This window comes from Mycobacterium simulans, assembly GCF_900232995.1.
In the GTDB taxonomy this organism is placed as follows: Bacteria; Actinomycetota; Actinomycetes; order Mycobacteriales; family Mycobacteriaceae; genus Mycobacterium; species Mycobacterium simulans.
Genome location: NZ_OCVX01000003.1, coordinates 1,560,300 through 1,584,287 on the forward strand (window position 1 = coordinate 1,560,300; position 23,988 = coordinate 1,584,287).

26 protein-coding genes and 1 tRNA gene are annotated in these 23,988 nt (G+C 65.0%); 16 read left to right on the forward strand and 11 right to left on the reverse strand.

Going from position 1 to position 23,988, the window contains the following annotated elements:
• Positions 1-298: 298 nt before the first annotated feature.
• From MSIMFI_RS07860 to MSIMFI_RS27935, 6 genes are all read left to right on the forward strand, one after another.
• Positions 299-604, forward strand: coding sequence for a hypothetical protein (locus tag MSIMFI_RS07860; protein WP_191496793.1), 306 nt, complete (start codon positions 299-301; stop codon positions 602-604).
• Positions 605-751: 147 nt separating this feature from the next.
• On the forward strand, positions 752-1,054 hold the full coding sequence (locus MSIMFI_RS07865) for a DUF4193 domain-containing protein (RefSeq protein WP_191496794.1): 303 nt from the start codon (positions 752-754) through the stop codon (positions 1,052-1,054).
• Complete coding sequence (locus tag MSIMFI_RS07870) at positions 1,041-2,525, forward strand: cytochrome P450 (protein ID WP_191498077.1); 1,485 nt, start codon at positions 1,041-1,043, stop codon at positions 2,523-2,525. The genes MSIMFI_RS07865 and MSIMFI_RS07870 overlap by 14 nt, the downstream gene beginning before the upstream one ends.
• 23 nt (positions 2,526-2,548) lie before the next feature.
• A complete protein-coding gene (locus tag MSIMFI_RS07875; protein WP_191496795.1) occupies positions 2,549-2,791 on the forward strand; it encodes a DUF4190 domain-containing protein in 243 nt (80 codons plus the stop codon).
• Positions 2,792-2,892: 101 nt separating this feature from the next.
• A complete protein-coding gene (locus MSIMFI_RS07880; RefSeq protein ID WP_191496796.1) occupies positions 2,893-3,390 on the forward strand; it encodes a barstar family protein in 498 nt (165 codons plus the stop codon).
• A gap of 15 nt (positions 3,391-3,405) precedes the next feature.
• The gene (locus MSIMFI_RS27935) at positions 3,406-3,633 is read left to right on the forward strand and encodes a hypothetical protein (RefSeq protein WP_396820168.1); all 228 of its coding nucleotides are present in this window, start codon (positions 3,406-3,408) and stop codon (positions 3,631-3,633) included.
• Positions 3,634-3,701: 68 nt separating this feature from the next.
• Here the strand turns inward: MSIMFI_RS27935 and MSIMFI_RS07890 are convergent.
• From MSIMFI_RS07890 to ponA2, 4 genes are all read right to left on the reverse strand, one after another.
• Positions 3,702-3,775 (reverse strand) — tRNA-Pro (locus tag MSIMFI_RS07890).
• A 60-nt stretch (positions 3,776-3,835) separates the two neighbouring features.
• A complete protein-coding gene (locus tag MSIMFI_RS07895) occupies positions 3,836-4,942 on the reverse strand; it encodes an L-cysteine desulfhydrase Cds1 (protein ID WP_191496797.1) in 1,107 nt (368 codons plus the stop codon).
• Positions 4,939-5,895 carry a metallophosphoesterase gene (locus tag MSIMFI_RS07900; RefSeq protein WP_191496798.1) on the reverse strand — a complete coding sequence of 319 codons (957 nt, stop codon included), beginning with the start codon at positions 5,893-5,895 and terminating at the stop codon, positions 4,939-4,941. The genes MSIMFI_RS07895 and MSIMFI_RS07900 overlap by 4 nt, the downstream gene beginning before the upstream one ends.
• A 56-nt stretch (positions 5,896-5,951) precedes the next feature.
• On the reverse strand, positions 5,952-8,375 hold the full coding sequence (gene ponA2, locus MSIMFI_RS07905) for a transglycosylase/D,D-transpeptidase PonA2 (RefSeq protein ID WP_191496799.1): 2,424 nt from the start codon (positions 8,373-8,375) through the stop codon (positions 5,952-5,954).
• 357 nt (positions 8,376-8,732) lie between these two features.
• Here ponA2 and whiB4 point away from each other — a divergent pair, with 357 nt between their 5' ends.
• On the forward strand, positions 8,733-9,089 hold the full coding sequence (whiB4, locus tag MSIMFI_RS07910) for a transcriptional regulator WhiB4 (RefSeq protein ID WP_085251790.1): 357 nt from the start codon (positions 8,733-8,735) through the stop codon (positions 9,087-9,089).
• Between the two features lie 370 nt (positions 9,090-9,459).
• On the opposite strand, the gene MSIMFI_RS07915 is transcribed toward whiB4, so the two are convergent.
• Together MSIMFI_RS07915 and MSIMFI_RS07920 are read right to left on the reverse strand one after the other, a co-directional pair.
• The gene (locus MSIMFI_RS07915) at positions 9,460-10,620 is read right to left on the reverse strand and encodes an ArsA family ATPase (RefSeq protein ID WP_191496800.1); all 1,161 of its coding nucleotides are present in this window, start codon (positions 10,618-10,620) and stop codon (positions 9,460-9,462) included.
• On the reverse strand, positions 10,617-11,642 hold the full coding sequence (locus MSIMFI_RS07920; RefSeq protein WP_191496801.1) for an ArsA family ATPase: 1,026 nt from the start codon (positions 11,640-11,642) through the stop codon (positions 10,617-10,619). The genes MSIMFI_RS07915 and MSIMFI_RS07920 overlap by 4 nt, the downstream gene beginning before the upstream one ends.
• A gap of 77 nt (positions 11,643-11,719) precedes the next feature.
• Between MSIMFI_RS07920 and MSIMFI_RS07925 the strand changes: the two genes are divergently transcribed.
• From MSIMFI_RS07925 to MSIMFI_RS07935, 3 genes are read left to right on the forward strand one after another with little or no spacing between them, the layout of a single operon-like run.
• A complete protein-coding gene (locus MSIMFI_RS07925) occupies positions 11,720-11,881 on the forward strand; it encodes a DUF4177 domain-containing protein (protein ID WP_003419736.1) in 162 nt (53 codons plus the stop codon).
• Positions 11,882-11,889: 8 nt separating this feature from the next.
• The gene (locus MSIMFI_RS07930; protein WP_191496802.1) at positions 11,890-12,354 is read left to right on the forward strand and encodes a RidA family protein; all 465 of its coding nucleotides are present in this window, start codon (positions 11,890-11,892) and stop codon (positions 12,352-12,354) included.
• A 6-nt stretch (positions 12,355-12,360) separates the two neighbouring features.
• The gene (locus MSIMFI_RS07935) at positions 12,361-13,158 is read left to right on the forward strand and encodes an MBL fold metallo-hydrolase (RefSeq protein WP_191496803.1); all 798 of its coding nucleotides are present in this window, start codon (positions 12,361-12,363) and stop codon (positions 13,156-13,158) included.
• A 74-nt stretch (positions 13,159-13,232) separates the two neighbouring features.
• Here MSIMFI_RS07935 and crp read toward each other — a convergent pair whose 3' ends face one another.
• Together crp and MSIMFI_RS07945 are read right to left on the reverse strand one after the other, a co-directional pair.
• Positions 13,233-13,907 carry a cAMP-activated global transcriptional regulator CRP gene (gene crp, locus MSIMFI_RS07940; protein ID WP_186245109.1) on the reverse strand — a complete coding sequence of 225 codons (675 nt, stop codon included), beginning with the start codon at positions 13,905-13,907 and terminating at the stop codon, positions 13,233-13,235.
• 95 nt (positions 13,908-14,002) lie between these two features.
• Entirely contained in the window at positions 14,003-14,356 is a 354-nt protein-coding gene (locus MSIMFI_RS07945) for a hypothetical protein (protein WP_186245107.1), read from the reverse strand.
• A gap of 104 nt (positions 14,357-14,460) precedes the next feature.
• Between MSIMFI_RS07945 and nth the strand changes: the two genes are divergently transcribed.
• Genes nth through marP form a run of 4 tightly spaced genes read left to right on the forward strand, consistent with a single transcriptional unit; the run spans position 14,461 to position 17,893 of the window.
• Positions 14,461-15,198, forward strand: coding sequence for an endonuclease III (gene nth, locus MSIMFI_RS07950; RefSeq protein WP_186246025.1), 738 nt, complete (start codon positions 14,461-14,463; stop codon positions 15,196-15,198).
• Positions 15,198-15,845 (forward strand): TlpA family protein disulfide reductase, encoded by a 648-nt coding sequence (locus MSIMFI_RS07955; protein WP_191498078.1) that lies wholly within the window; start codon positions 15,198-15,200, stop codon positions 15,843-15,845. The genes nth and MSIMFI_RS07955 overlap by 1 nt, the downstream gene beginning before the upstream one ends.
• A 30-nt stretch (positions 15,846-15,875) precedes the next feature.
• Complete coding sequence (locus tag MSIMFI_RS07960) at positions 15,876-16,694, forward strand: NUDIX hydrolase (protein ID WP_191496804.1); 819 nt, start codon at positions 15,876-15,878, stop codon at positions 16,692-16,694.
• Positions 16,695-16,699: 5 nt separating this feature from the next.
• Positions 16,700-17,893, forward strand: a complete 1,194-nt coding sequence (gene marP / locus MSIMFI_RS07965) for an acid resistance serine protease MarP (protein WP_191498079.1) — start codon at positions 16,700-16,702, stop codon at positions 17,891-17,893.
• Here the strand turns inward: marP and MSIMFI_RS07970 are convergent.
• Both MSIMFI_RS07970 and MSIMFI_RS07975 read right to left on the reverse strand, forming a co-directional pair.
• Positions 17,886-18,842, reverse strand: coding sequence for an alpha/beta fold hydrolase (locus MSIMFI_RS07970; protein WP_191496805.1), 957 nt, complete (start codon positions 18,840-18,842; stop codon positions 17,886-17,888). The two genes, marP and MSIMFI_RS07970, sit on opposite strands and share 8 nt — an antisense overlap.
• Complete coding sequence (locus tag MSIMFI_RS07975; RefSeq protein WP_186245103.1) at positions 18,843-19,358, reverse strand: phage holin family protein; 516 nt, start codon at positions 19,356-19,358, stop codon at positions 18,843-18,845. It lies immediately after the preceding gene.
• Between the two features lie 202 nt (positions 19,359-19,560).
• On the opposite strand from MSIMFI_RS07975, the gene MSIMFI_RS07980 reads away from it, so the two are divergent.
• Positions 19,561-20,256: a S1 family peptidase gene (locus MSIMFI_RS07980; RefSeq protein WP_186245102.1), complete on the forward strand. Its 696-nt coding sequence runs from the start codon at positions 19,561-19,563 to the stop codon at positions 20,254-20,256.
• Between the two features lie 105 nt (positions 20,257-20,361).
• Here MSIMFI_RS07980 and acs read toward each other — a convergent pair whose 3' ends face one another.
• Positions 20,362-22,308: an acetate--CoA ligase gene (gene acs, locus MSIMFI_RS07985; RefSeq protein WP_191496806.1), complete on the reverse strand. Its 1,947-nt coding sequence runs from the start codon at positions 22,306-22,308 to the stop codon at positions 20,362-20,364.
• A 51-nt stretch (positions 22,309-22,359) separates the two neighbouring features.
• On the opposite strand from acs, the gene MSIMFI_RS07990 reads away from it, so the two are divergent.
• Complete coding sequence (locus tag MSIMFI_RS07990) at positions 22,360-23,988, forward strand: peptide ABC transporter substrate-binding protein (RefSeq protein WP_191496807.1); 1,629 nt, start codon at positions 22,360-22,362, stop codon at positions 23,986-23,988.

A 23,988-nucleotide genomic window follows, 5' to 3' on the forward strand; every position in this document is an offset into this window, starting at 1 on the left:
CGTCTTTCGTCACCCTCCGCAACTATTTCCTCGAGCATCCGCACCACTACAGCGACTTGACCGGCATGCTGGCCCTCATCGGCGACAACGAAGGCCAGTGCGATAGTGCGGTCCCGCCTGCGCAGCTGGGGTCCATGGCCGCTTGAACCGCCCAACAGGGCGTTCGGGCCTCATGGCGCAGCGGGTTGGCTCAATGATTAACGATGGAAGAAATAGTATCCCTGGGATACAGTAGACGTTTAGAAGCGTGCCCCGCCGTCATTGGTCCGCATTCTGATCGTTCTCGCTGGGAGTGAGCATGAACTACACCGCAAGTGGTTTGACCACCGGCGAGTCCGATCAAAGCGGTGCAAGCCTACCCGGGCTGGTTGCGGCCGCCATCTGGGCCGTCGGCCTGATGGCGGGCCTGGTTGCGTTGGCCACCGGACACGCGGCCGTCGCCGCCGTTTGCCTGGTTCTCGCCGCCATGTCGCCCTGGCTGGGGCTGGCCTGGGTGTCGCATAGCCAGCGTCGCGTCGCCGAGCCAGCACTGAGCTGGGTGGGTATCGATTACGACGAGCCTCTGCCGACCAGGTTGCCCGGGGTTCGGTTCACGGCACGCTAACCGGCGCGGCGCGTGCCATTGGTTTTGCGCGTGTGTGGAATTTCTTCAAGTTGATGCGTGTGGCCCGCATCTCAATGGGGTACTGACTGAGCCACGGGTGGCACCTGCCAAGTGCGTAACCCGGTCACTCAGCAGGAAGGAATACCCATGCCGACCGCTAGCGATTACGACGCACGTCGGGTGTCCGACGCCGAGGCCGCGGACAGGTCTGTTTTACGTGATCTGGGATCTGCCTTGCCGAAACTGTCCACGGCAGTCGTCGACGACGACCTGAACGATGCCTCCTTCTTCGAACTCCCCGGGGCGGATCTCTCCAGTGAAGAACTGTCGGTGACCGTGATTCCCCAGCGGGCCGACGAGTTCACTTGTTCGTCTTGTTTCCTCGTGCAACACCGCAGCCGGCTACGCAGTTCCAGCGGTGGGCGCATGATCTGCGCTGACTGCATGTGAACGTCGCCGCGCCGCGACTGTCGCCTTGACCCGCCAGCCGCGCCATGTTTCTGTCGTCAGCGTGTCCGTACCTTGTCCGGAGAGCGGACCGGATGCCCTGAGCCCGCCACCGGGATTGCCCGCCCCGCGTCGGTTTCGTACCGCCTTCGCCGCGGCGTATGCCGTTGCCTACCTGGTCGGTGGGGAGCGCCGGATGCTGCGATTGATACGTCGCTACGGACCGATCATGACGATGCCGATCCTCACCCTCGGTGATGTTGCGATCGTTTCCGATCCCGCGCTGGTCAAAGACGTCTTTACCGCACCCACGGACGTTCTGCTCGGCGGCGAAGGCGTGGGACCCGCGGCGGCGATCTACGGGTCTGGATCGATGTTCGTGCAGGAGGAGCCGGAACATCTTCGGCGGCGCAAACTGCTGACGCCTCCGCTGCATGGCGCGGCTTTGACCAGTTACGTGCCGATCATCGAGAACTCCGCACGTGCGGCCATGCGCGGCTGGCCGGTTGACCGTCCGTTCCAGATGCTGGAGGCAGCGCGGTCGCTGATGTTGGACGTGATCGTCAAGGTCATCTTTGGCGTCGACGATCCCGACGAGGTGCGGCGCTTGGGCCGGCCATTCGAACGCCTGTTAAACCTTGGTGTTTCAGAGCAATTGACGGTTCGGTATGCACTGCGTCGGTTGGGCGCGTTGCGGGTGTGGCCTTCGCGGGCGCGGGCCTATCGGGAGATCGACGACGTCGTGATGCCACTGATCGCCCAGCGCCGCAACGATCCGGGCCTGGCCGAACAGTCGGATGTCCTGGCGTTGCTCATGTGCGCGCGTGGCGAGGACGGTGAACGCTTGTCGGACAGTGAGATTCGCGACGACCTGATTACCTTGGTGTTGGCGGGTCACGAAACCACCGCGACCACGTTGGCGTGGGCCTTCGACCTGCTGCTGCACCACCCCGACGCGCTGCAGCGGGTGCGCGAGGAGGTGGTCAGCGGTGCAGAAGAGTTCACGACAGCGGTGATCAACGAGACCCTGCGGGTGCGTCCACCGGCGCCGCTGACCGCGCGCGTTGCCGCGAAGCCGTTTCGGATCGGCGGCTACTGCATCGACGCCGGCACGCGAATCGTCGTCCATATCATTGCGATCAACCGCAATTCGGATGTCTATGAGCATCCAAATGAGTTTCGCCCCGAGCGCTTCCTCGGCACCCGGCCGCAAACCTACGCGTGGGTTCCGTTCGGCGGTGGCGTCAAACGCTGTCTGGGGGCGGCCTTTTCGATGCGAGAGTTGACCACCGTGCTGCACGCGCTGTTGCGCGACGGCGAGTTCAGCGCTGTCGACGCGCGGCCCGAGCGCATCGTACGACGGTCCATCATGCTGGCGCCCCGTCACGGCACCCGGGTGGTGTTCCGTCCGCGCCGGTCCTTCCAAGAATCCTTTGAGAACTTTCCAAGCGGTGGTGGACAACCTCGTCCCTGACAACCGACGAGGGGAGCCCGCGAATGACCACCACCGACCAGACCGACCCGGTTGCGGGTGTCACACCTGAGGTCAACGTCCACGCTCGGGCCGCGCTCGCTTTCGGCATCGTGGGGGCGGTGGGTTTGAGCGTCATTTGCGCCGTCGCCGCGCTATGCCAAATCAAATCCCGAGACGAAGGTCGAGGATTAGCCGTTGCCGGCCTAGCGATCTCTGCTGTTTGGATCGTCGTATTCTTCGTGATGGCCCGCGTGCACCTCGTGTAGCGGGATTTGAACTCACGGCTCTTCGCCCCGAAGTTCAAGTACTGGGTGCCACTGATCATTACCGGACATTTCATCGGATTCGATAGCGATGGTACGCAAGCGTGAACTTGGATGATTTCCTCTCACAGGCCGCTGAGCACGGACCCTGCGTGGGTGTACACGCCGAGACAGCCTCGCCGTTGGTAACCCCGGTCGGTGTCGAGGTGCGAACAATCGCCGGGGCGCGCACGAAAACTCTCGATGCCCTATTCGACGCCTTCGCCGAAGCATGGCACTTCCCGCCTTGGTTCGGGCGCAATAGGGACGCCTTTAACGATTGCATGCGCGACTTTGACAATTTAATAAATACATCTACCGGAAAGCCGCCCGCTCCTGGCTACCTCACTCATATAACCGATGCGCACCTACTCTTGGTTGAACAGCTCGATCTATTTCCTTGGTTCGCCAACACAATGCCGTTCTACCGTGATTACTACCGCGACGAAGCCCGCCCGCCAGCGGCCTTCGGCTTATTGCTTTCCGCTCCCGCCGACCAACTCCACGATGTTCGCGAACGTTGGCTAACCGTCGGCATCCAAATCGCGACAGTTACCGTTTGAGAACAGCGTCCAAAACTGCGCGCCTGGGCTTCTGGACGTGGGTCGTCAATTCCCGACCTCATCATTGCGGCCACCGCCGAGCTTTCCGGGTTGACCATCCTGCACGTCGACAACGACTTCGACACCATCACCGCGGTGACCGGACAACCCACAACTCGCCTCGCCTTCGCCAGCACAGCCAAGGGGGGCCGTTGGTGGACGGTGGACAAGCTCGAGCAGGCTAGCGAATCTACTGCGAACTGACTGCGTAGTGGGACAAAGGGGCCCCGCCGGATTGACCGGCCAGGCCCCTCTGAGCTGCTCTAGTGCTGTCGGGGTGGCGGGATTTGAACCCACGGCCTCTTCGTCCCGAACGAAGCGCGCTACCAAGCTGCGCCACACCCCGCTTGAAGCCACGACAGCCTATCGCACTGGCCGGGTGGCTGGCCAAACCGCAGGCTGGGCGTCAATTCCACGTGCAGGTGCGTTCGAATTCCACCAGCGCCTGGGCGGGGCCGGTTGGATCGAGCCCCTGAGCGGTTACCCATTCGTCGTTGAAATAGGTGTCGGCGTAGCGGTCGCCGCTGTCCGCGAGCAGTGTCACTACCGAACCGCTGCGGCCTTCGGCCACCATCTCGGCGAGCAGGCCGAAGGCGCCCCACACGTTGGTGCCCGTCGACGGTCCCACCCGGCGGCCCAGGACCGCACTGACGTGGCGGGCGGCGGCGATCGACGCCGCGTCGGGAACTGACACCATGCGGTCGACGACCTCAGGCAGAAACGACGGCTCAACCCGCGGCCGGCCGATGCCCTCGATACGCGACGACGTGGGCATGACGATGTCGTACCGATCTTCCGCGTAGGCGGGAAAGAACGCCGAATTCTCCGGGTCCACAACGCACAACCGCGTCATATGCCGCCGGTAGCGGATGTAGCGGCCGATCGTCGCGCTGGTTCCGCCGGTGCCGGCGCCGACCACGATCCAATCCGGGATCGGATGTTGTTCTTCCCGCATCTGTAGGTAGATCGACTCGGCGATGTTGTTGTTGCCGCGCCAGTCGGTGGCGCGCTCGGCGTTGGTGAACTGGTCGAGGTAGTGCCCGCCGGTCTCCTCCGCAAGACGCGCGGCTTCGGCGTAGACCTGACTGGAATTCTCTACGAAATGGCAACGGCCACCTTGCGATTCGATCAGCGCAATCTTGGAAGCGCTGGTCGCCGCGGGTACCACGGCGATGAACGGCAGGCCGAGCAGAGCCGCGAAATAGGCCTCGGAGATCGCCGTAGAACCTGACGATGCCTCGACCACGGTGGTGCCTTCCTCGATCCACCCGTTACACAGCGCGTAGAGGAACAGCGAGCGTGCCAGCCGGTGCTTGAGGCTGCCGGTGATGTGCGTCGTCTCGTCCTTGAGGTACAGCTCGACGTTCACGTCGGTGCCCCAAGCCGACGGTAGGGGGTAGCGCAGCAAGTGGGTGTCGGCGCTGCGCCGCGTGTCGGCTTCGATCAATCGGATTGCGTTGTCCGTCCAGCTGCGGGACTGGCTACGGACCGCGATGCGGGTCCGATCGCTCAACGCACCGAAGCGGTTGGTTGTGAACGGCCCAGGTTCCTGGTCGAATCTCGGCCGCCCGTCGGGGCGGCGATCAACGTCAACAGGGTCGCCTCCGGACGGCAGCAGAACCGCACCGGTGCAAACGGTGAGGTGCCGATCCCGGCGGAAACATGCAGCCGCATGGTCGCACCCCACTGGGACGCTCCCTTGGCCCGGGAACGGTCCAGGCCGCAGTTGGTCACCAGAGCCCCGTAGAACGGCAGGCACAGCTGCCCGCCGTGGGTGTGGCCGGCCATCACCAGCTGGTACCCGTCGGCGGCGAAACGGTCCAGCACCCGTGGCTCCGGAGAATGGGTCAGCCCCAGCCGCAGGTTGGCCGCCGGGCTTGCCGGGCCGGCGATGGTGTCGTAGCGATCCCGGTCGATGTGCGGGTCGTCGACGCCCGCGGCGGCAATGTGCAGCCCGGCCACCTCGAACTCGCGGCGGGTGTGGGTGAGATCGAGCCATCCGCGTTCGGTGAACGCCGCCCGCAGGTCCTGCCACGGCAACGGTTCGCCGCGGACCCGGTGCTCCGGGTTGGTCAGGTAGTTCATCGGGTTCTTCAGGCGCGGCCCGAAGTAGTCGTTGCTGCCGAAGACGAAGACACCCGGCCGGGATAACAGCTCGCCAAGGGTCTGGACCACCGCGGGCACCGCCTTGGGATGGGCCAGGTTGTCGCCGGTGTTGACCACCAGGTCGGGTTCCCAGCTCGCCAGATCGCGTAGCCAGGCCTGCTTGCGGCGCTGCTTGGGCAGCATATGGAGATCGCTGATATGCAGCACCCGCAGCGGCGTAGAGCCCGGCGACAGGACCGGCATGGTCACCTCGCGCAGGACGAACGCGTTGCGCTCGACGAACGCGGCGTAACCGATGCCGGCGACGGCCGAGCCGAGCGCGACGGCGCCGGTGCGTAACACGATGGGCAGAGCAGCCATGCCAGGCAGCCTACTGCCGATCGGGGACCGACCGCGCGTTCTCTGCGCTTCCAGGCTTACGGAGGCGGCGCCGGCGGCGGCGGTGCCAGCAGTGGAATGGTGATCGGCGGCAGGCCGGGAATCTCGACGACCTGCGATCCCACCACCTCCGGTGGCGCACCCTCCGGCGGCGGAGGCGGAGGCGGCGGTATGCCGTTGCTGATCTGGATCGTCACGATCGAACCCGGAATTGTCTGGCCGCTGGGCGTCGTGCCGACGACCTCGCCGTACTTCGCCGTGCTGTTGACTGAGTTGGGTTGGTCGGCGACCTGGAAACCGGCGTCCTTCAAGCGCTGCCGAGCCTGATCCACGTCCAGACCGGCCACGCTCGGCACCCGCGAGGCGGGCGAACCGTCGACGTAGCGCGGATCGGTCGGCGGCAGGTGTATCTCGCCGAAGTTATTGGCGATCGGCTTCATTGCGGTGAACCAGGTACGAGCCGGTTCGTTGCCGCCGTACAGGTCGCCGCTGCCGCAGTGGCGCAACGGACCGGAACACAGGTCAGTTGGGTTGGTGGAGTCGTCGTAGATGTAGTTGGCGGCGGCGTAGCGGTTGGTGAAGCCTACGAAGCCGGACGACCGGTGGGCCTCGGTGGTACCCGTCTTGCCCGACATCGGAAGGTCCCAACCGGCCGCGCCGGCCGAACCGGCTGCGGTGCCGCTGCCCACTGCGTCCTTGCTCATCGCGTTGGCGAGGGTGTTGGCCAGACCTTCGGGCACCACCTGATCGCAGGTCTCGGTCGTGACGGCGACTTCGTTGCCGTTGCGGTCGATCAGCTTGTCGATGGGGCTGGGTGGGCACCACACCCCGCCGGACGCCAGGGTGGCCGCGACGTTCGACAGTTCCAGCGCGTTGACCTCGATGGGGCCAAGCGTGAACGAACCGATGTTTTGCCGCTTGACGAAGTCGGCGAGGCTCTCGTTGCTGTCGGGGTTGTAATCGCGGGCGGTGCCGGGATTGGCGTACGACCGCAGCCCGAGCTTGATGGCCATGTCCACCGCGCGCCCGACCCCGATCTGCGAGATCAGTTTGGCGAATGCCGTGTTGGGCGAGGTGGCCAGCGCGTCGGTCACGTTCATCGACCCGCGGTAGTTGCCGGCATTGACCACGCACCAGGTGTCCTTGGGGCAGCCCTTGGCCCCGCCGCTGCCCAGGCCTTTGGCCTGGAACCGGGGCGGCACGTCGAGGTTGGCGTTGATGCCCATGCCCATGTCCATCGCGGCGGCCGTGGTGAAGATCTTGAAGATGGACCCAGCACCGTCGCCAACCAGGGAGAACGGCTGTGGTCGCATGGTTTCACCGGCTTCGGTGTCCAGCCCGTACTTTCGGTTGCTGGCCATCGCTAACACCTTGTGCGAATCCTTACCCGGCCTGATCACGCTCATCACGCTGGAGATGCCGGCCAGGGTGGGCGGGGCGAATTTGTCGATGGCCGCTTTCACCGGCGCCTGCACGTCGGGGTCCAGCGTGGTGCGGATCAGGTAACCACCCCGGGCCACCTGTTCCTTACTGATCCCGGCGCGAGACAAATACTCCTGGACGTAGTCGCAGAAGAAGGCGCGGTCGCCGGCCGCGATGCAGCCTCTGGGCAGCTCGTTGGGCTGCGGCAATATCCCCAGCGGCTGAGCTTTGGCAGCGCGCAGCGCGTCGGCCTCTTGGGGGATGTTCTCGATCATGGTGTCCAGCACCAAGTTCCGCCGGGCCAACGCACCTTCGGGGTTGGTGTACGGGTTGAGCGTGCTGGTGGACTGCACCATGCCCGCCAGCAGCGCCGCCTGCTGCCAGTTCAGGTCGATCGCGTTGACGCCAAAGTAGGTCTGTGCCGCGTCCTGGACACCGAACGAGTTGTTGCCGAATGACACCAGGTTCAGGTAGCGGGTCAGGATCTCGGGTTTGGTGAAGGTTTTGTCCAGCGTGAGAGCCATGCGGATCTCGCGCAGCTTGCGCGCTGGAGTGGTTTCGACGGCCGCGCGCTTCTCGGCATCGGTCTGGGCGGTTACGAGTAGTTGGTAGTTCTTTACGTACTGCTGCTCGATGGTCGAACCGCCGCGGGTGTCGAGGTCGCCGGAGGCGTAGCCGGCAAGGCCGGTCAGGGTGCCCTTCCAGTCCACGCCGTTGTGGTCGGCGAAGCGCTTGTCCTCGATCGAGACGATCGCCAGCTTCATGGTGTTGGCGATCTTGTCCGACGGCACCTCGAACCGGCGCTGCGAGTACAACCAGGCGATCGTGTTGCCCTTTGCGTCGACCATCGTCGATACCGCCGGCACTTCTCCCTCAAGGAGCTGAGCCGAGCCGTTGGCGACCACCTCAGAGGCGCGATTCGACATGAGGCCAAGCCCGCCCGCAAACGGGAACATCAGTGCGGCGGCGACGACACTAGCGAGCAGACAACACCCGGCGAGCTTCAGCAGAGTAAGAACCACCGGGGGGCGCTCGGGCATGCGTACTACAGTAGCGACCCCCTGTCACGCTCCCACGCCGCTGCGCCGAAAAAATCTTTTGGAGCATAAGAACCTGCGCACCACCAGAGGCAAACCACAATTTTCAGCGACATCACAGCTCAGGGCCACGAAACGGGACCAAGGCGACGCGTTTCCCCCGGCCGGTTGGGCCAAGACGGGACGCCCGTCCCAAAAAAAGCGTTATCGGACTGTTGCGCAATTGCCACCTGACCACCTAACTTGTATAGGCAGTGAGACTCAGGTAACAGCGATGTGCATAGTGTGGCGACGATCGCAACATCGGCTGGAAGTTGAGGAGGGCGGTCGCAAGGGCGACCGGGAGGAAGGGATCAGCTCGTGTCAGGAACACGTCCGGCCGCTCGAAGGACGAACCTTGTGGCCGCACAAAACGTTCTCCGCAGTGTCGACGCCGAAGAGCGCATCGCGTGGGTGTCGAAGGCATTGTGCCGGGCCACGGACCCAGACGAACTCTTTGTGCGGGGAGCTGCACAACGCAAGGCCGCGGTAATCTGCCGTCACTGCCCGGTGATGCAGGAATGCGGGGCGGACGCTCTTGACAACAAGGTGGAATTCGGCGTGTGGGGCGGTATGACCGAGCGTCAGCGTAGGGCCCTCCTCAAGCAGCACCCAGAGGTGGTCTCGTGGTCGGACTACTTCGAAAAGCGCAAGCGCCGCACCGGTACCGCCGGCTGATTCTGCGCGAGTTTTCGCTACGCCATCTGGTTAGCTGAGAGGTGTCCGATCGGCGTCTTCGTCATTACATTTCTGTTACATCTACCGGTCGCACGCAAGCTCTAATTGGCTTGCCCCCAACGGGGGCTGGCATGTGTTCAATACTTTAGTTCCTAATCGGCCGATGCGCTGCACTTTTGGTCGACGAACGCAGGTAGATTGACCGACCGCTGCCCGGCCCGCATCGTCGCCGGCTTGGGTCTGATTCGTCGGCTCCTCAGCGGGCCGCTGCTCGGCCCGCATCGTCGCCGACGGGGTCTGATTCGTCGGCTCCTCAGCGGGCCGCTGCTCGGCCCGCATCGTCGCCGACGGGGTCTGATTCGTCGGCTCCTCAGCGGGCCGCTGCTCGGCCCGCATCGTCGCCGACGGGAGCAATCTGGTCGGCGAGCGCGCGCAGCGCCTCCAGATCGGAAACGTCAAACGGCAGCGACGGCACCCCGATGACTGGCACATGGGGGTTGGCTCCCGTGAAGCGAGACAGTAACCGGACCTCGCGCTTGGCCATTAGCCCACGGTCGGCATGAATCCTCAACACGGCTGCCGTCAGCGCCGCGGCCTCCGAGCCGGCGCCCTCGGTCTCCAACATTTCGGTGGCATCGATGGCCCGCTCGACCGGCAATGCGCACAACGTCGGGTGGGTGCGGTTCAAGACCAGCCCCGCAAGCGGCATTGCTTCCTGCGATAGCCGGTCGACGAAGAAGGACGCCTCACGCAGTGCATCGGGCTCGGCTGCCGACACCACCACGAACTGAGTGCCGCGCCGCTTCAATAGCGCATAGGTGCGGTCGGCCTTCTCGCGGAAGCCGCCGAAGGTGGCGTCCAGCGACTGCACGAACGCCGCCGCGTCGGCCAGCATCTGTGAACCGAGAATTGTCGATAGTGCCCTCATCGCCAATCCCATTGCGCCGGTTACCAACCGCCCGATACCGCGGCCAGGCGCCAGTAGCAACCTCCATAGCCGGCTATCCATAAAGCTGCCCAGGCGTTTTGGTGCGTCCAAGAAGTCCAGCGCGTTGCGTGACGGCGGAGTGTCCACTACCACCAGGTCCCAGCGGTCTTGGGCCAGCAACTGGCCCAGCTTCTCCATGGCCATGTACTCTTGCGTTCCGGCTAGTGATGTGGCGACGGTCTGATAAAACTGGTTATCCAAAATCGCTTGTGCCCGTTCGGATCCGGAGTATTGGATCACCATTTCGTCGAATGTGCGCCGCATGTCGAGCATCATCGCGTGTAGCTCGCCAGGGACTTCTGGTGCGAGCGGAACGCGTTGCGGTGTGTTGCCAAGGTCGTTGATACCCAACGCTTGCGCCAGCCGCTTAGCCGGATCGATGGTCAAAACAACGACGGTTCGGCCGTATTCAGCGGCACGCAACGCCATCGCCGCCGCGGTGGTTGTCTTGCCGACGCCGCCCGCGCCGCAGCACACCACAACTCGGTTGGATGTGTCGGCCAAGATTGCGGCCATATCGAGGGGTTTCGGTGTAACGCTCACCGAACCCCCTGATGCGCAAGCGATTCCGAGAGCTCGTAGAGGCTGCCAAGGTCGACGCCGTCAGAGATCGTCGGCAACTCCAGCCGCGGCACGTGTAGGGCGTCGAGTTGTTGCGCGGTCTCGGCGCGCGCGGCGATTCGGGTGGCATGCTCGATGGTCTCAGTGAGCAGACCGGCGAAGTCGGCGTCGGAGAGCTTGATCCCTGCCGTGGCCAAACCGGCCCGCACCGAGTCCGCGTCGACATCGCCTTCCGCGGCTTTTGCCAGGTCATCCGGGTCTAGATAGGCCGGGATATTGCGGTTCACAATTACGCTGCCGATCGGCAGTTCCATGTCGGCAAGCTCCTCGATGGCTTCCAGGGTTTCCTGTACCGGCAGCGCTTCCAGCAGAGTCACCAGGTGAATTGCGGTCTGGTCGGAGTGCAGCAACTTGACCACGCCCTCGGCCTGCGAATGCACCGGCCCCCCTTTGGCCAGATCGGACACGGCCTTAGTGACGTCCAGGAAGCGTGCGATTCGGCCGGTTGGTGGCGCATCGACGACGATCGCGTCGTATACGGGGTTTTTGGTCCCCTTGTTCAGGCGTATCACCGTCTCCTTGATCTTTCCGGTGAGCAAGACGTCGCGCAGACCGGGCGCGATCGTCGTCGCGAACTCGATCGCACCGATGCGGCGCATTGCCCGGCCCGCGATGCCCAGGTTGTAGAACATGTCGAGGTATTCCAGGAACGCGGCCTCGATGTCGATTGCCAGCGCGTTGACCTGGCCGCCGCGCTCCGCGGTGGCGATCTTGAGCTCCTGGTAGGGCAGCGGCGGGACGTCAAAGAGTTGCGCAATCCCTTGGCGCCCTTCGACTTCCACCAATAGAACTTTGCGGCCCCCCGCTGCCAGGGTCAGCGCCAGCGCGGCCGCAATTGTCGACTTTCCGGTACCGCCTTTGCCCGTCACAAAATGCAAGCGGGCCTTCGATAAGCGCGATGGCCAGCCGACGGCACTACCGCCGCTCGAAGTGTTTGCCACCATCGCATGCTAGCCCTACTACCTTTCCCGGCTGCCGACCTGGCCGGAGGTGGTCAATCCCGGCGGATAAGCTTCGCGTCATGACCCAACCGACCGCATGGGAGTACGCCACCGTTCCGCTGCTCACCCACGCCACCAAACAGATCCTCGACCAATGGGGTGCCGATGGCTGGGAGCTTGTGGCGGTGCTGCCCGGGCCCACCGGCGAGCAGCACGTCGCTTACCTGAAGCGCCCGAAGTAGGAGGGTCGATGAGCGCGGGATCGTGGAAGGCCCGGCTTGGCCAGCTCGGCGTGGCACTTCCGCAGGTGACGGCGCCGCTGGCGGCTTACGTTCCGGCGGTTCGCACCGGCAACCTGGTCTACACCGCCGGCCAACTGCCGTTCGAGGCCGGAAAGCTGGTCCGGACCGGCAAGGTCGGTGCCGACGTCAACCCCGAGGAGGGCAAGGCTCTCGCGCGGCTCTGCGCGCTCAACGCGCTGGCTGCGGTGGATTCGGTGGTGGGTCTGGACGCGGTGACCCGAGTGGTCAAGGTTGTTGGGTTTGTCGCCTCCGCACCGGGTTTCAACGGTCAGCCCAGCGTCGTCAACGGGGCCTCCGACCTGCTGAGCGAGATCTTCGGCGACCAGGGCGCGCATGCGCGTTCGGCCGTCGGTGTATCCGAGCTACCGCTGGACGCTCCGGTGGAAGTCGAGCTAATCGTGGAGGTCGGCTAACGGCCGATGTCTGAGACAGCCGCGACAGCCGAGTCACTGACCCATCCCGCATACGGCCAGTTGCGGCAGGTCACCGGTACCGCCTCTGTCCTGTTGGCCGACAATCCTGGCCTGCTGACGTTGGAGGGCACCAATACCTGGGTATTGCGCGGTCCGCGCAGTGATGAGTTCGTCATCGTCGATCCTGGGCCAGACAACGAGCACATCGAGCGCGTTGCCGCGTTGGGCCGGATCGCGCTGGTGTTGATCAGCCACCGCCACGGCGACCACACCGACGGCATCGACAAGCTGGTCGAGCTGACCGGGGCGACCGTGCGCTCGGCGGGCAGCGGGTTCTTGCGGGGCCTCGGGGGTGAACTGGTCGATGGCGAGATGATCGATGCTGCCGGCCTGAAGATCAAAGTGATGGCGACACCCGGCCACACCGCCGACTCGCTGTCGTTCGTCCTCGACGACGCCGTGTTGACGGCGGATAGCGTGCTGGGGCGCGGCACCACCGTCATGGACAAGGAAGACGGCAGCCTAAGCGACTACCTGGAGTCACTGCAGCGGCTGCGTGGCCTCGGCAATCGGACGGTGTTGCCTGGGCACGGGCCGGACCTGCCGGATCTGGGCGCCGTCGCATCGGGGTACCTGGCGCATCGACATGAGCGGCTGGAGCAGGTGCGCTCAGCGCTGCGGGACCTCGGCGAGGAAGCCACGGCCCGCCAGATCGTCGAACACGTCTATGTCGACGTCGACGAGAAGCTCTGGGATGCGGCCGAGTGGTCGGTGCAGGTGCAGCTGAACTACCTGCGCACCTAACCAGGGCGAGCAGACACAAAATCGCCTCAAACTCGGCGTGTCGAGGCGATTTTGCGTCTGCTCGGCGGTGAAAGCTACCTCGCTCGGCGGGCTAGGCGTTCGGAGTCGGAGATCAGCACGCTCTTGCCCTCCAGACGAATCCAGCCGCGGTGGGCGAAATCGGCGAGCGCCTTATTCACGGTCTCCCGAGAAGCGCCGACTAGCTGGGCGATCTCCTCCTGAGTCAGGTCGTGGGTGACCCGCATCGCGCCACCCTCCTGGGTGCCGAATCGCTGGGCGAGCTGCAGCAGCTGTTTGGCCACCCGGCCCGGTACGTCGGTGAAGATCAGGTCGGCCAAATTGTTGTTGGTGCGACGCAGCCGGCGAGCGAGTACCCGCAATAGCTGCTCGGCGATTTCAGGGCGATTTGCGATCCATGCCCGCAGCGCGTCGCGGTCCATCGACACCGCCCGCACCTCGGTTATCGTCGTCGCGCTGGAAGTCCGCGGCCCCGGGTCGAAGATCGACAACTCGCCGAACATGTCCGACGGACCCATGATGGTCAGCAGATTTTCCCGGCCGTCCGGTGAGCGGCGACCGATCTTGACCTTTCCCGCGACGATGATGTACAGCCGATCGCCCGGCTCACCCTCAGCGAAAACCATATGTCCGCGGGGGAAGTCGACCGGCTGCAGTTGTTTCGTCAGGGCGGCGACTGCGGCGGGCTCAACCCCTTGGAAGATTCCTGCCCTCGCCAGGATCTCGTCCACGTTGCTTCTTCAGCCTTCCAACGAATTGATACGGGTAGAACCCCTAAAGACCGACACGAGTCTAAAGGTAGGCCAAACGGTCCGACCTGCCAACGCTACACACGATTAACGTGTCGAGTCACCGTCAACTGCGGATTGCTCCGGGAATGGTCACCGGCGAAGACGGCCTCGGCACGATGTCGCCCCCCGGTGAGGGTTTTGGGAGCTGGGGCCGCCGCCAAGCCCAAGGCCTGCCGCCGATGCAGGTAATCCATCGCCTCCGGCATCCCTTCCCTCGCCAGCGTATGCACATCCACGGCCTCGGCCTGCTCCAAAAACTCGGCGACGTCGCGCGCCGTGACCGTGTCGTGGGCGAGCGCCTTTTCCAGCCGCCCGAGCCCGAGCGTCGCCAGCATCAGCAGCCCCGGAATGCAGGCCACCAGCAACCATGACACAAGGAGAGTAAACATGGTTAAGGTCTCAGACAGATCACGAAATCAGTACTCTGTCGTAGGTGACAGCGGCCAAGTCGTCCAGGAGCTCAAAGGCAAGGTCAGCCACATCCGGACTCGATATCGCCGGCCGCTGGGCCACAGAAACTCGAACCGGCCTGGTGCGACGGGCGCGCCGGATGAATCGTGCGCTGGCACAGGCATTCCCGCATGTGTACTGCGAGCTCGATTTCACCACGCCACTCGAGCTCGCGGTGGCCACCATCCTTTCCGCGCAGAGCACCGACAAACGCGTGAACTTGACAACGCCGGCATTATTCGCGCGATACAAAACGGCGCTGGATTACGCGCAAGCGGACCGCACTGAGCTCGAAGGTCTCATCCGCCCCACTGGCTTCTACCGCAACAAGGCGACGGCGCTCATCGGCCTCGGGCAGGCCCTCGTCGAGAGGTTCGACGGCGAGGTGCCCGCCACCATGGGTGAGCTGGTCACGCTGCCTGGGGTGGGACGCAAGACGGCCAACGTCATTCTGGGAAATGCCTTCAATATCCCCGGCATCACCGTCGACACCCATTTCGGACGGTTGGTGCGGCGGTGGCGCTGGACCGCCGAGGAGGACCCGGTCAAGGTGGAGCACGCGGTCGGCGAGCTCATCGAGCGCAAGGAGTGGACCTTGCTTAGCCATCGCGTGATCTTTCACGGCCGCCGAGTGTGCCACTCCCGCAAACCGGCGTGCGGGGTGTGCGTCCTCGCCAAAGACTGCCCCTCGTACGGGCTCGGTCCCACCGAACCACTGCTTGCGGCGCCGCTGGTTCAGGGCCCAGAAACTGAGCACCTGCTGGCTCTGGCTGGGCTGTGATATCGCGGTTGACCCAGAAGACCCGCTGGACCATCGCGATCCTGGCCGTGGTGGCCGCGCTGATCGTGGCGCTGGTGGCCCAGCTGCGAGATAGCTCCGCTCCCAGCGCGATCAACCAGGCACCTGCCGCACGTGAACACCGCGATGCCGATACCCCGGCAGCGCTGGCCGGACCGCGACTGCGCGCGAACCTGCCGCCCTGCCCTGGTGCAGGAAGCGGCGCTGGCACGGCAGCGCTGCGGGATGTGGTGGTGGAATGCGCGGCGGACGGCTCGTCGGTGGACGTCGCGCGGGCGCTGGCCGGACGCCGGGTGGTCATCAACATGTGGGCATATTGGTGCGCGCCGTGCACGGCCGAACTGCCGGCGATGGCCGAGTATCAACGACGGGTCGGGTCCGACGTGATGGTGGTGACTGTGCATCAGGACGAGAACGAGACCGCCGCCCTGCTGCGGTTGGCCGATCTGGGCGTTCGGCTGCCGACGCTGCAGGACGGCCGTCGTAGGGTAGCGGCGGCGCTGCGGGTGGCAAATGTGATGCCCGCAACGGTGGTGCTGCGGCCGGACGGTAGCGTGGCCCAGACCCTGACGCGGGCCTTCGGCAGCGCCGACGAGATCGCGGCTTCGGTTGGGAACGAGGCGGGGTGAGCCGGGCGATTCGAAGGCCGCTCGGCGACGATGCGGGCCGGGCAGCGGCCCGAGGAGAAGGCGGGCGATTCGAAGGAGGCGCCGGTGAGTGCTGCGGTTGCCTTGACCCCTGAGCTCGGCCCGTCGTGGTTGCGCCCGCTTGTCGACAACGTCGATCAGATACCCGACGCGTTTCGGCGTCGTTTGCCCGCCGACGTGCTGGCCATGGTGACTGCTGCGCGAGCAACAGCCTCGTCGAGCCGCGACGGCCGCGACGCTGCTGTTCTGGTGCTGTTCTCGGGACCGATGGACGGGCCGGCCGACGGCGGTCTGCCCGACGATGCCGACCTGCTGCTGACAGTGCGGGCCTCGACCTTGCGTCATCACGCTGGCCAGGCCGCGTTCCCCGGCGGCACCTCCGATCCCACGGACGACGGGCCCGTGGCCACCGCCCTGCGGGAAGCGCACGAGGAGACCGGCGTCGACGTCGGGAGGCTTCATCCGCTAGCCACCATGGAGCGGACGTTCATCGCGCCCTCCCGGTTCCACGTCGTGCCCGTGCTGGCGTATTCGCCGGATCCCGGGCCGGTGCACGTCGTCAACGAGGCTGAAACGGCGATCGTGACGCGGGTGCCGGTGCGTGCCTTCATCAATCCGGCCAACCGGCTGATGGTGTACCGCCGCAGTCTGAGTCGCCGCTGGGCCGGTCCGGCGTTTCTGTTGAACCAGATGCTGGTGTGGGGATTCACTGGCCAGGTGATTTCTGCGGTGCTCGACGTCGCCGGCTGGGCCCAACACTGGGACACCAGCGATGTCCGTGAGCTGGACGACGCGATGGTGCTGGTCGGCGAAGGTGGTGGGTTGCGATGAATTCGATGACCCCGTCGCAGTGGCTGGATATCGCGGTCTTGGCAGTCGCCTTCATCGCGGCCGTATCTGGCTGGCGTTCGGGCGCATTGGGCTCGACGCTGTCGTTTGCAGGGGTGCTGCTGGGCGCGATAGCCGGCGTGCTGCTGGCGCCGCACATCGTCAGCCACATCGCCGCACCCCGAGCCAAACTGTTCACCGCGCTCTTCCTGATCCTGGCGCTGGTCGTCGTCGGTGAGGTCGCCGGTGTGGTGCTGGGACGGGCCGTGCGCGGCGCGATCCGCAACCAGCCGGTCCGGGTGATCGACTCGGTCATCGGGGTGGGAGTGCAGCTCGTCGTGGTGCTGACCGCTGCCTGGCTGCTAGCGACACCGCTGACGCAGTCGAAGGACCAGCCCGAGCTGGCGGCCGCCGTCCGCGGTTCGCGGGTGCTCGCTCAAGTCAACGAGGTCGCGCCTACCTGGTTGAAGTCGGTGCCCAAGCGGTTGTCGGCGCTGCTGAACACATCCGGCCTGCCGGCCGTTCTAGAGCCGTTCAGCCGCACCCCGGTCATCCCGGTCGCCTCACCGGACCCGGAGTTGGCGAATAACCCGGTGGTGCTGGCGACCGCGCCCAGTGTCGTCAAGGTCCGCAGCCTGGCACCCAGTTGCCAGAAGGTGTTGGAGGGCAGCGGGTTTGTGATCGCGCCGGATCGAGTGATGACGAACGCGCACGTGGTGGCCGGATCCAACAGCGTCTCCATATACGCCAGCGGCAAACCCTTCGACGCGACCGTGGTGTCCTACGACCCGTCGGTCGACATCGCGATCCTGGATGTCCCCAACTTGCCGCCACCGCCGCTGACGTTCGCCGAAACCGAGGCGAAAACGGGCACCAGTGTGGTGGTGATGGGCTATCCCGGTGGCGGTAACTTCACCGCGACCCCGGCCAGGATTCGTGAGGCCATCAGGCTCAGCGGCCCCGACATCTACCGGAGTCCGCAGCCGGTCACCCGCGACGTCTACACCATCAGAGCCAATGTGGAACAAGGTGATTCGGGTGGACCGTTGATCGATCTCAACGGTCAGGTGCTCGGGGTGGTGTTCGGCGCGGCGGTCGATGACCCCGACACCGGCTTCGTGCTGACGGCCACCGAAGTGGCGGGCCAGCTTGCCAAGATCGGCGCGACCCAGCAGGGGGGCACCGGCGCCCGCGTCAGCTGAGCCGGGATCCGTGCACCTGCTCGAGAAACCGGATCAGATGCCGATTGACGGCGTCGGGCGCCCCCCCATGGCTGGAATGTCCTGCGCCGGCAATGGATATGTAACGTCCGTGCGGTGCGTAACGCTGGGTGCGCTCGACCGCCGCAGCCAGTACGTAGGGATCGAGGTCACCGCGTAGGTGTAGCAGCGGGATGCCAAGCTGCTGAATCATCGATCGCATGAATCGCCGGCCTTCGCCGCGTAGCTGGCTGCGCACCGCCCAGCGCTGGTACTCCAGCGCGCAGTGCGCGGCCCCCGGGATCTGGATGGCCTGCCGCAGATAGCGGATGCTCTGCGAGAAGTCTTCGGAAGCAACCCATTTGGCGCAGCTACGGCTACCGACGAGGCGCTCGATCTCGTCGGCGTTGTGTCGGGTCAGCAAGCGTTCCGGCCAGATGGGAACCTGGTAGCGCAGCAGGGTTGGCAGCAATGCCCGGCCCTGATCTCGCCGCAGTAGCGTGGTTCGGCGTAGCGCGGCGGGGTGCGGTGAGCTGATCAGGGCAATGGCGCGCACCAGCCGGGAATGCAGCAGCGCGGTCGTCCAACAAGCCAGTCCGCCGTCGGCGTGGCCGACCAACGTCGCCGACGAGTGGCCGAGCGCACGAATGAGTCCGGCGGTGTCGCCGGATAGGGTCCAGCCGTCGTAGCCGCGGGGCGGTTTGTCGCTGCCGCCATAACCGCGCAGGTCGACCGCGACCACTCGCGCCCCGGTAAGTCCGCGCAGCTGATGACGCCACGACCACCAGAACGAGCCGAAACCGTGCAACAGGATGACCAGCGGCCGGGTCGCGGGCGGCGGGGCATCGTCAGTGACAGCCTCAACGACGTGGAACCGGATGCCGTTGGCGTGCACGTCCAGATGGCGCCACGGCCCGTCGATCCGCGTCACCGACGGATCTGGTGCTGGCATTTACCAACCCGAGGGGTCGGTGGGCGGCTTGCCGTCTGACGCGATCGCCTTCGGGTGCCCTGACTTGTCATGGCCTGGGGTGAGCGCTTCGCGCGTCTCCTTGACCGATTCGATGGTCTGCCGTGGTCCACGGATCCGGCGGACCTTCAAGAAGCCAAACAGGGCCAGCACCAGGGTGACCACCACCATGATCGCGAACACGATGAGGAACGCCACCCAGCGCCAGATCCAGGTGTCCAGCAGCTCGGCGAGGAAAAAGAAGAAAAAGAACGTCGAGTAGAACAGGATCACCAGCGCGGAGATGAAGAAAACGCTGCCGGTTAGACCCTTCTTGACATCACGCGTAATCTCGGCGCGGGCCAGTTCAACCTCGGCTCGCACCAGCGTCGACATTTGAGTTGTGGCGTCTTTGATCAGGTCACCGATCGACGGCTCAGCAGGCCCGGCGTGTGGGTCGGCCAGCGGAATCGTGGTCAGCGTGCTGGGCACACCGCTGTTGCGATCAGGTTTGCTCACAGACGGTCCTCTCGGTTCAACTGGCCGCGGTTCGCAGTCGCCGCGGTTTATGTTGCCATGCGGTTCGAGGCCACCCGAACCCGTGCAGGCCGTCCGCAAATTGACGCTCGCGGCCATTTCACGCGCAACCGACCTTGAGCGATGATCATTTAGACTGGCGCAGCTGTCCTACGCTGTCCGACCACTCGACGGGGGTACCACTTTGCAGACGGCGCTCCGCAGCTGTACGGCGATCGTTGCCGTGCTCTGGGCACTGGTATCCCTGCCCGCGAATACCGCGGCTGCCGACGACAAGGTCCCGTTGGGCGGCGGTGCCGGCATCGTGGTCAATGGGGGAACGCTATGCACGCTGACCGCCATCGGCCATGACAAGTTCGGCGATCTCATCGGCTTCACCTCCGCGCACTGCGGGGGACCGGGCGCACCCGTCGCCGCCGAGGGGCCGGGGAACAATCCCACGGTAGGCACGATGGTTGCCGGCAATGACGCCCTCGACTACGCGGTGATCAAGTTCGATCCGGCCAAGGTGACTCCGGTGGCCAACTTCAACGGGTTTGCGATCAACGGCATCGGCCCGGAACCGACTTTCGGGCAGATCGCGTGTAAGCAGGGTCGCACCACGGGCAACTCGTGCGGCGTCACCTGGGGACCGGGACAGGATCCGGGCACCATCCTGATGCAGGTCTGCGGCGGACCGGGAGACTCCGGCGCGCCGGTGACGGTTGACAATCTGCTGGTCGGGATGATTCACGGCGCGTTCAGCGAAAACCTGCCCACGTGCGTCACCAAGTACATCCCGCTGCACACCCCGGCGGTGGTGATGTCGTTCAATGCGGACCTGGCCGACATCAACGAAAAGAACCGGCCTGGTTCGGGATTCGTCCCGGTGGGGACGTAGCTGGTCGGCGGCGACCCGCTGCGCCCGGCTCCGCCGCGCTGAGCGTCACGCCGGTGTGACCCTCGACGCCAGTAGCCACGCTGGCGTGACGCTCGGAAGCGCGGGCTACTTCGCCGCCCGGATCGCGTCGAACACATTAGGATCGAGCAGTGTCGACGTGTCGCCGAGATCGCGGTTTTCGGCGATGTCGCGCAATAGCCGGCGCATGATCTTGCCGCTTCGGGTCTTGGGCAGCTCCGGCACGACGTGGACCTCACGCGGCCGGGCGATCGGGGAGATCTCCCGGGCAACCTGGGTGCGCAGTTCGTCGACGGTCTTGTCGTTCGCCTCGTAATTGGCGCATAGCACGACAAACGCGCAGATGGCCTGTGTGGTGGTGTCGTCATGAACTCCGACCACCGCGGCCTCGGCCACCCCGCCGTGGCCGACGAGTGCCGATTCCACCTCGGCCGTGGAAATGCGGTGCCCCGACACGTTCATCACGTCGTCGATGCGGCCCAATACCCAGATCGCGCCGTCGGGGTCGAAACGGGCGCCGTCGCCGGCGAAGTAGAAGCCCTTGTCGGCGAATTTGGACCAGTAGGTGTCCCGGTACCGTTCGGGATCACCCCAAATGCCGCGCAGCATCGAGGGCCACGGCTTGTCGAGGACCAGATATCCGCTGACGTCTTTGTCGCCGCCGGGATCCAGCGGGTCGCCGTGGTCGTCGACGATTTTGGCGGAGATTCCCGGCAGTGCCGCCATTGCCGAACCTGGTTTGGCCGCAGCGACTCCGGGCAACGGCGAGATCATCGCCGAGCCCGTCTCGGTCTGCCACCAGGTGTCCACCACCGGAACACGGTCCGCGCCAATGACTTCGCGGTACCAGCGCCACGCCTCCGGGTTGATCGGTTCGCCCACCGACCCCAGTAGCCGCAGGGTGGACAGGTCGTGCGCGTCCGGAATCTCGCGGCCCCACTTCATGAACGTGCGAATGAGGGTGGGGGCAGTGTAATAGATTGTGACGCCGTATCTTTCGATGATCTGGAAATGCCGGTGTTCATCGGGTGTGTTGGGTGTGCCCTCATAGAGAACCTCGGTGATCCCGTTGGCCAGCGGACCGTATACGCCGTAGGTGTGCCCGGTGACCCAGCCGATATCGGCAGTGCACCAGAACACGTCGCTGTCGGGTTTGGCGTCGAAAATGGTGTGGACCGTATAGCAGCACTGGGTGAGATAGCCGCCGCTGGTGTGCACGATGCCCTTGGGCTTGCCGGTAGTTCCCGATGTGTACAGCAGGAACAACGGGTGCTCGGCGTCGAACGATTCGGGGGTGTGTTCGGGTGCGGCCGGGTCGACAACATCGTGCCACCACAGGTCGCGGTCGTCGTTCCAGGACACGTCAATTCCGGTGCGCCGCACCACCAGGACGTGCTCGATCGGGCTGTCTGGGTCGGCGACTGCCTCGTCGGCGGCATCCTTCAGCGGAACCGGCTTGCCGCGGCGGAATTGTCCGTCGCTGGTGATCAGGAGTTTTGCTTGGGCGTCGGCGATACGTGTCTGCAGCGCGTGCGCCGCGAAGCCCCCGAAGACGACACTGTGCATGATTCCCAGCCGCGCGCAGGCCAGCATCGCGATCACGGCCTCGGGGATCAACGGCAGGTAGATCGCGACTCGGTCGCCTGCCACCAGACCGAGGTCGGTCAACGCGTTGGCCGCTTTGCACACCTGTTCTTGCAGATCGGCATAGGTCAGGGTGCGGCGGTGGTCGGCGGGTTCGCCTTCCCAGTGGATCGCGACCCGATCGCCGTGGCCTGCCTCGACGTGGCGATCCACGCAGTTGTAGGCGACGTTGAGCTTGCCGCCGACGAACCACTTGGCGAACGGGGCGTCCGACCAGTCCAGAACCTCGGTGAACGGTGTAGCCCAGGACAGCCGGTTGGCCTGCTTGGCCCAAAATGCCAGCCGGTCTTCCTCGGCTTCGCGATACAGCTCGGCGCGAGCGTTCGCATGATTGGCGAAGCGCTCCGGCGGTGGATAGGCCGACGGGCTTTCAGTAATGTCGTCGGTCACGTGTTGAGAGCCTAGCGGTGCGAGGCGACGGGAAGCTCTAGGGTCGCTTTCATGCGCCGGATCTGGGCCACGCTGGCCGCCGTTGTCGTCGGACTGCTGGCGGTCGTGCCGGTCGCCGGCTGTGGCGGCGGTGTGCTGAGCCCGGATGCGGTGGTCGTCAACGGCGGGGAGCCGCCCAACCCGTTGATCCCCACCGGCACCAACGACAGCAATGGCGCCCGGATCATCGACCGCCTCTTCGCCGGCCTGATGTCCTACGACGCCGCGGGCAAACCCTCCTTGGAGGTCGCTCGGTCGATCGAGACAGTCGACAACGTCAACTACCGAATCACCCTCAAACCGGGCTGGAAGTTCACCGACGGCTCGGCGGTGACGGCCCACTCCTTCGTTGACGCGTGGAATTACGGGGCGCTGAGCTCCAATGCTCAGCTGCAGCAGCATTTCTTCAGCCCGATCGCGGGCTATGAAGACGTTGCTGAGGTCGCCGGCCCGCCCAACGGAAAGCGGACCACCATGTCCGGACTCCAAGTGGTAAATGATCTCGAGTTCACCGTGCGACTCAAGGCTCCGACCATCGACTTCACGCAGCGCTTGGGCTTCACCGCGTTCTATCCACTGCCGGACACGGCGTTTCGGGACATGGCGGGGTTTGGCCGTCACCCGATTGGCAACGGGCCCTATAAGCTCGAAGATGGCGCCGATGGGCCGGCCTGGGAGCACAACGTCAAGATCGATCTGGTGCCCAACCCCGATTACCATGGCAATCGAAAACCCCACAACAAAGGCCTGCGGTTCGAGTTCTACGGCAATCTCGACACCGCCTATTCCGACCTGCTATCCGGCAATCTCGATGTGCTGGACACGATTCCATCGAGCGCGTTGACGATCTATCGCCGCGACCTGGGCGACAACGCCACCAGCGGGCCCGCAGCGATGAACCAGTCGCTCGACACCCCACTGCGGCTGCCGCATTTCGGCGGCGAGGAGGGCCGGCTGCGCCGGTTGGCGCTGTCGGCTGCCATCAACCGCTCGCAGATCTGCCAGCAGATATTCGCCGGAACTCGCAGTCCTGCACGCGATTTCACCGCCCGGTCGTTGCCGGGATTCGACCCGAACCTACCAGGCAACGATGCATTGGACTTCAATCCCGAACGCGCCCGCCAACTTTGGGCGCAAGCGAACGCTATTTCGCCATGGAGCGGCCGATACGCGATCGCCTACAACGCCGACAGCGGTCATCAGGAGTGGGTGGATGCGGTGGCCAACAGCATCAAGAACGTCTTGGGAATCGACGCGAGTGGTGCGCCGCAGCCGACCTTCGCCAGCTTGCGCACTCAGATCACTAACCGCACCATCGACACCGCATTCCGCTCCGGATGGCAGGGCGACTACCCATCGATGATCGAATTCCTGGCGCCGCTATATTCCACCGGAGCGGGATCCAACGACGTCGGCTATTCGAGTCGTGAGTTCGACGCGGCGCTGGCTACTGCCGAGGCGGCGCCCAATCTGCGAGAGGCCGATGCGCTAGTCAACGTCGCACAGCGAATCCTGTTGCACGACATGCCAGTCGTGCCGTTGTGGGACTACATCAGCGTAGTTGGCTGGTCGAGCGAGGTCAGCAACGTCACCGTCACCTGGAACGGCCTGCCCGACTACGAGAACATCGTCAAGGGCTGA

Coding starts and splice junctions, on each gene's coding strand:
- MSIMFI_RS07925 (WP_003419736.1), top strand. CDS start 11,720: ATGACCCAACCGACCGCATGGGAGTACGCCACCGTTCCGCTGCTCACC.
- MSIMFI_RS07860 (WP_191496793.1), top strand. CDS start 299: ATGAACTACACCGCAAGTGGTTTGACCACCGGCGAGTCCGATCAAAGC.
- MSIMFI_RS07945 (WP_186245107.1), bottom strand. CDS start 14,356: ATGTTTACTCTCCTTGTGTCATGGTTGCTGGTGGCCTGCATTCCGGGG.
- MSIMFI_RS07900 (WP_191496798.1), bottom strand. CDS start 5,895: ATGGCTGCTCTGCCCATCGTGTTACGCACCGGCGCCGTCGCGCTCGGC.
- ponA2 (WP_191496799.1), bottom strand. CDS start 8,375: ATGCCCGAGCGCCCCCCGGTGGTTCTTACTCTGCTGAAGCTCGCCGGG.
- MSIMFI_RS07990 (WP_191496807.1), top strand. CDS start 22,360: ATGCGCCGGATCTGGGCCACGCTGGCCGCCGTTGTCGTCGGACTGCTG.
- MSIMFI_RS07970 (WP_191496805.1), bottom strand. CDS start 18,842: ATGCCAGCACCAGATCCGTCGGTGACGCGGATCGACGGGCCGTGGCGC.
- MSIMFI_RS07935 (WP_191496803.1), top strand. CDS start 12,361: ATGTCTGAGACAGCCGCGACAGCCGAGTCACTGACCCATCCCGCATAC.
- MSIMFI_RS07960 (WP_191496804.1), top strand. CDS start 15,876: ATGCGGGCCGGGCAGCGGCCCGAGGAGAAGGCGGGCGATTCGAAGGAG.
- MSIMFI_RS07930 (WP_191496802.1), top strand. CDS start 11,890: ATGAGCGCGGGATCGTGGAAGGCCCGGCTTGGCCAGCTCGGCGTGGCA.
- marP (WP_191498079.1), top strand. CDS start 16,700: ATGACCCCGTCGCAGTGGCTGGATATCGCGGTCTTGGCAGTCGCCTTC.
- MSIMFI_RS07865 (WP_191496794.1), top strand. CDS start 752: ATGCCGACCGCTAGCGATTACGACGCACGTCGGGTGTCCGACGCCGAG.
- MSIMFI_RS07920 (WP_191496801.1), bottom strand. CDS start 11,642: ATGGTGGCAAACACTTCGAGCGGCGGTAGTGCCGTCGGCTGGCCATCG.
- MSIMFI_RS07875 (WP_191496795.1), top strand. CDS start 2,549: ATGACCACCACCGACCAGACCGACCCGGTTGCGGGTGTCACACCTGAG.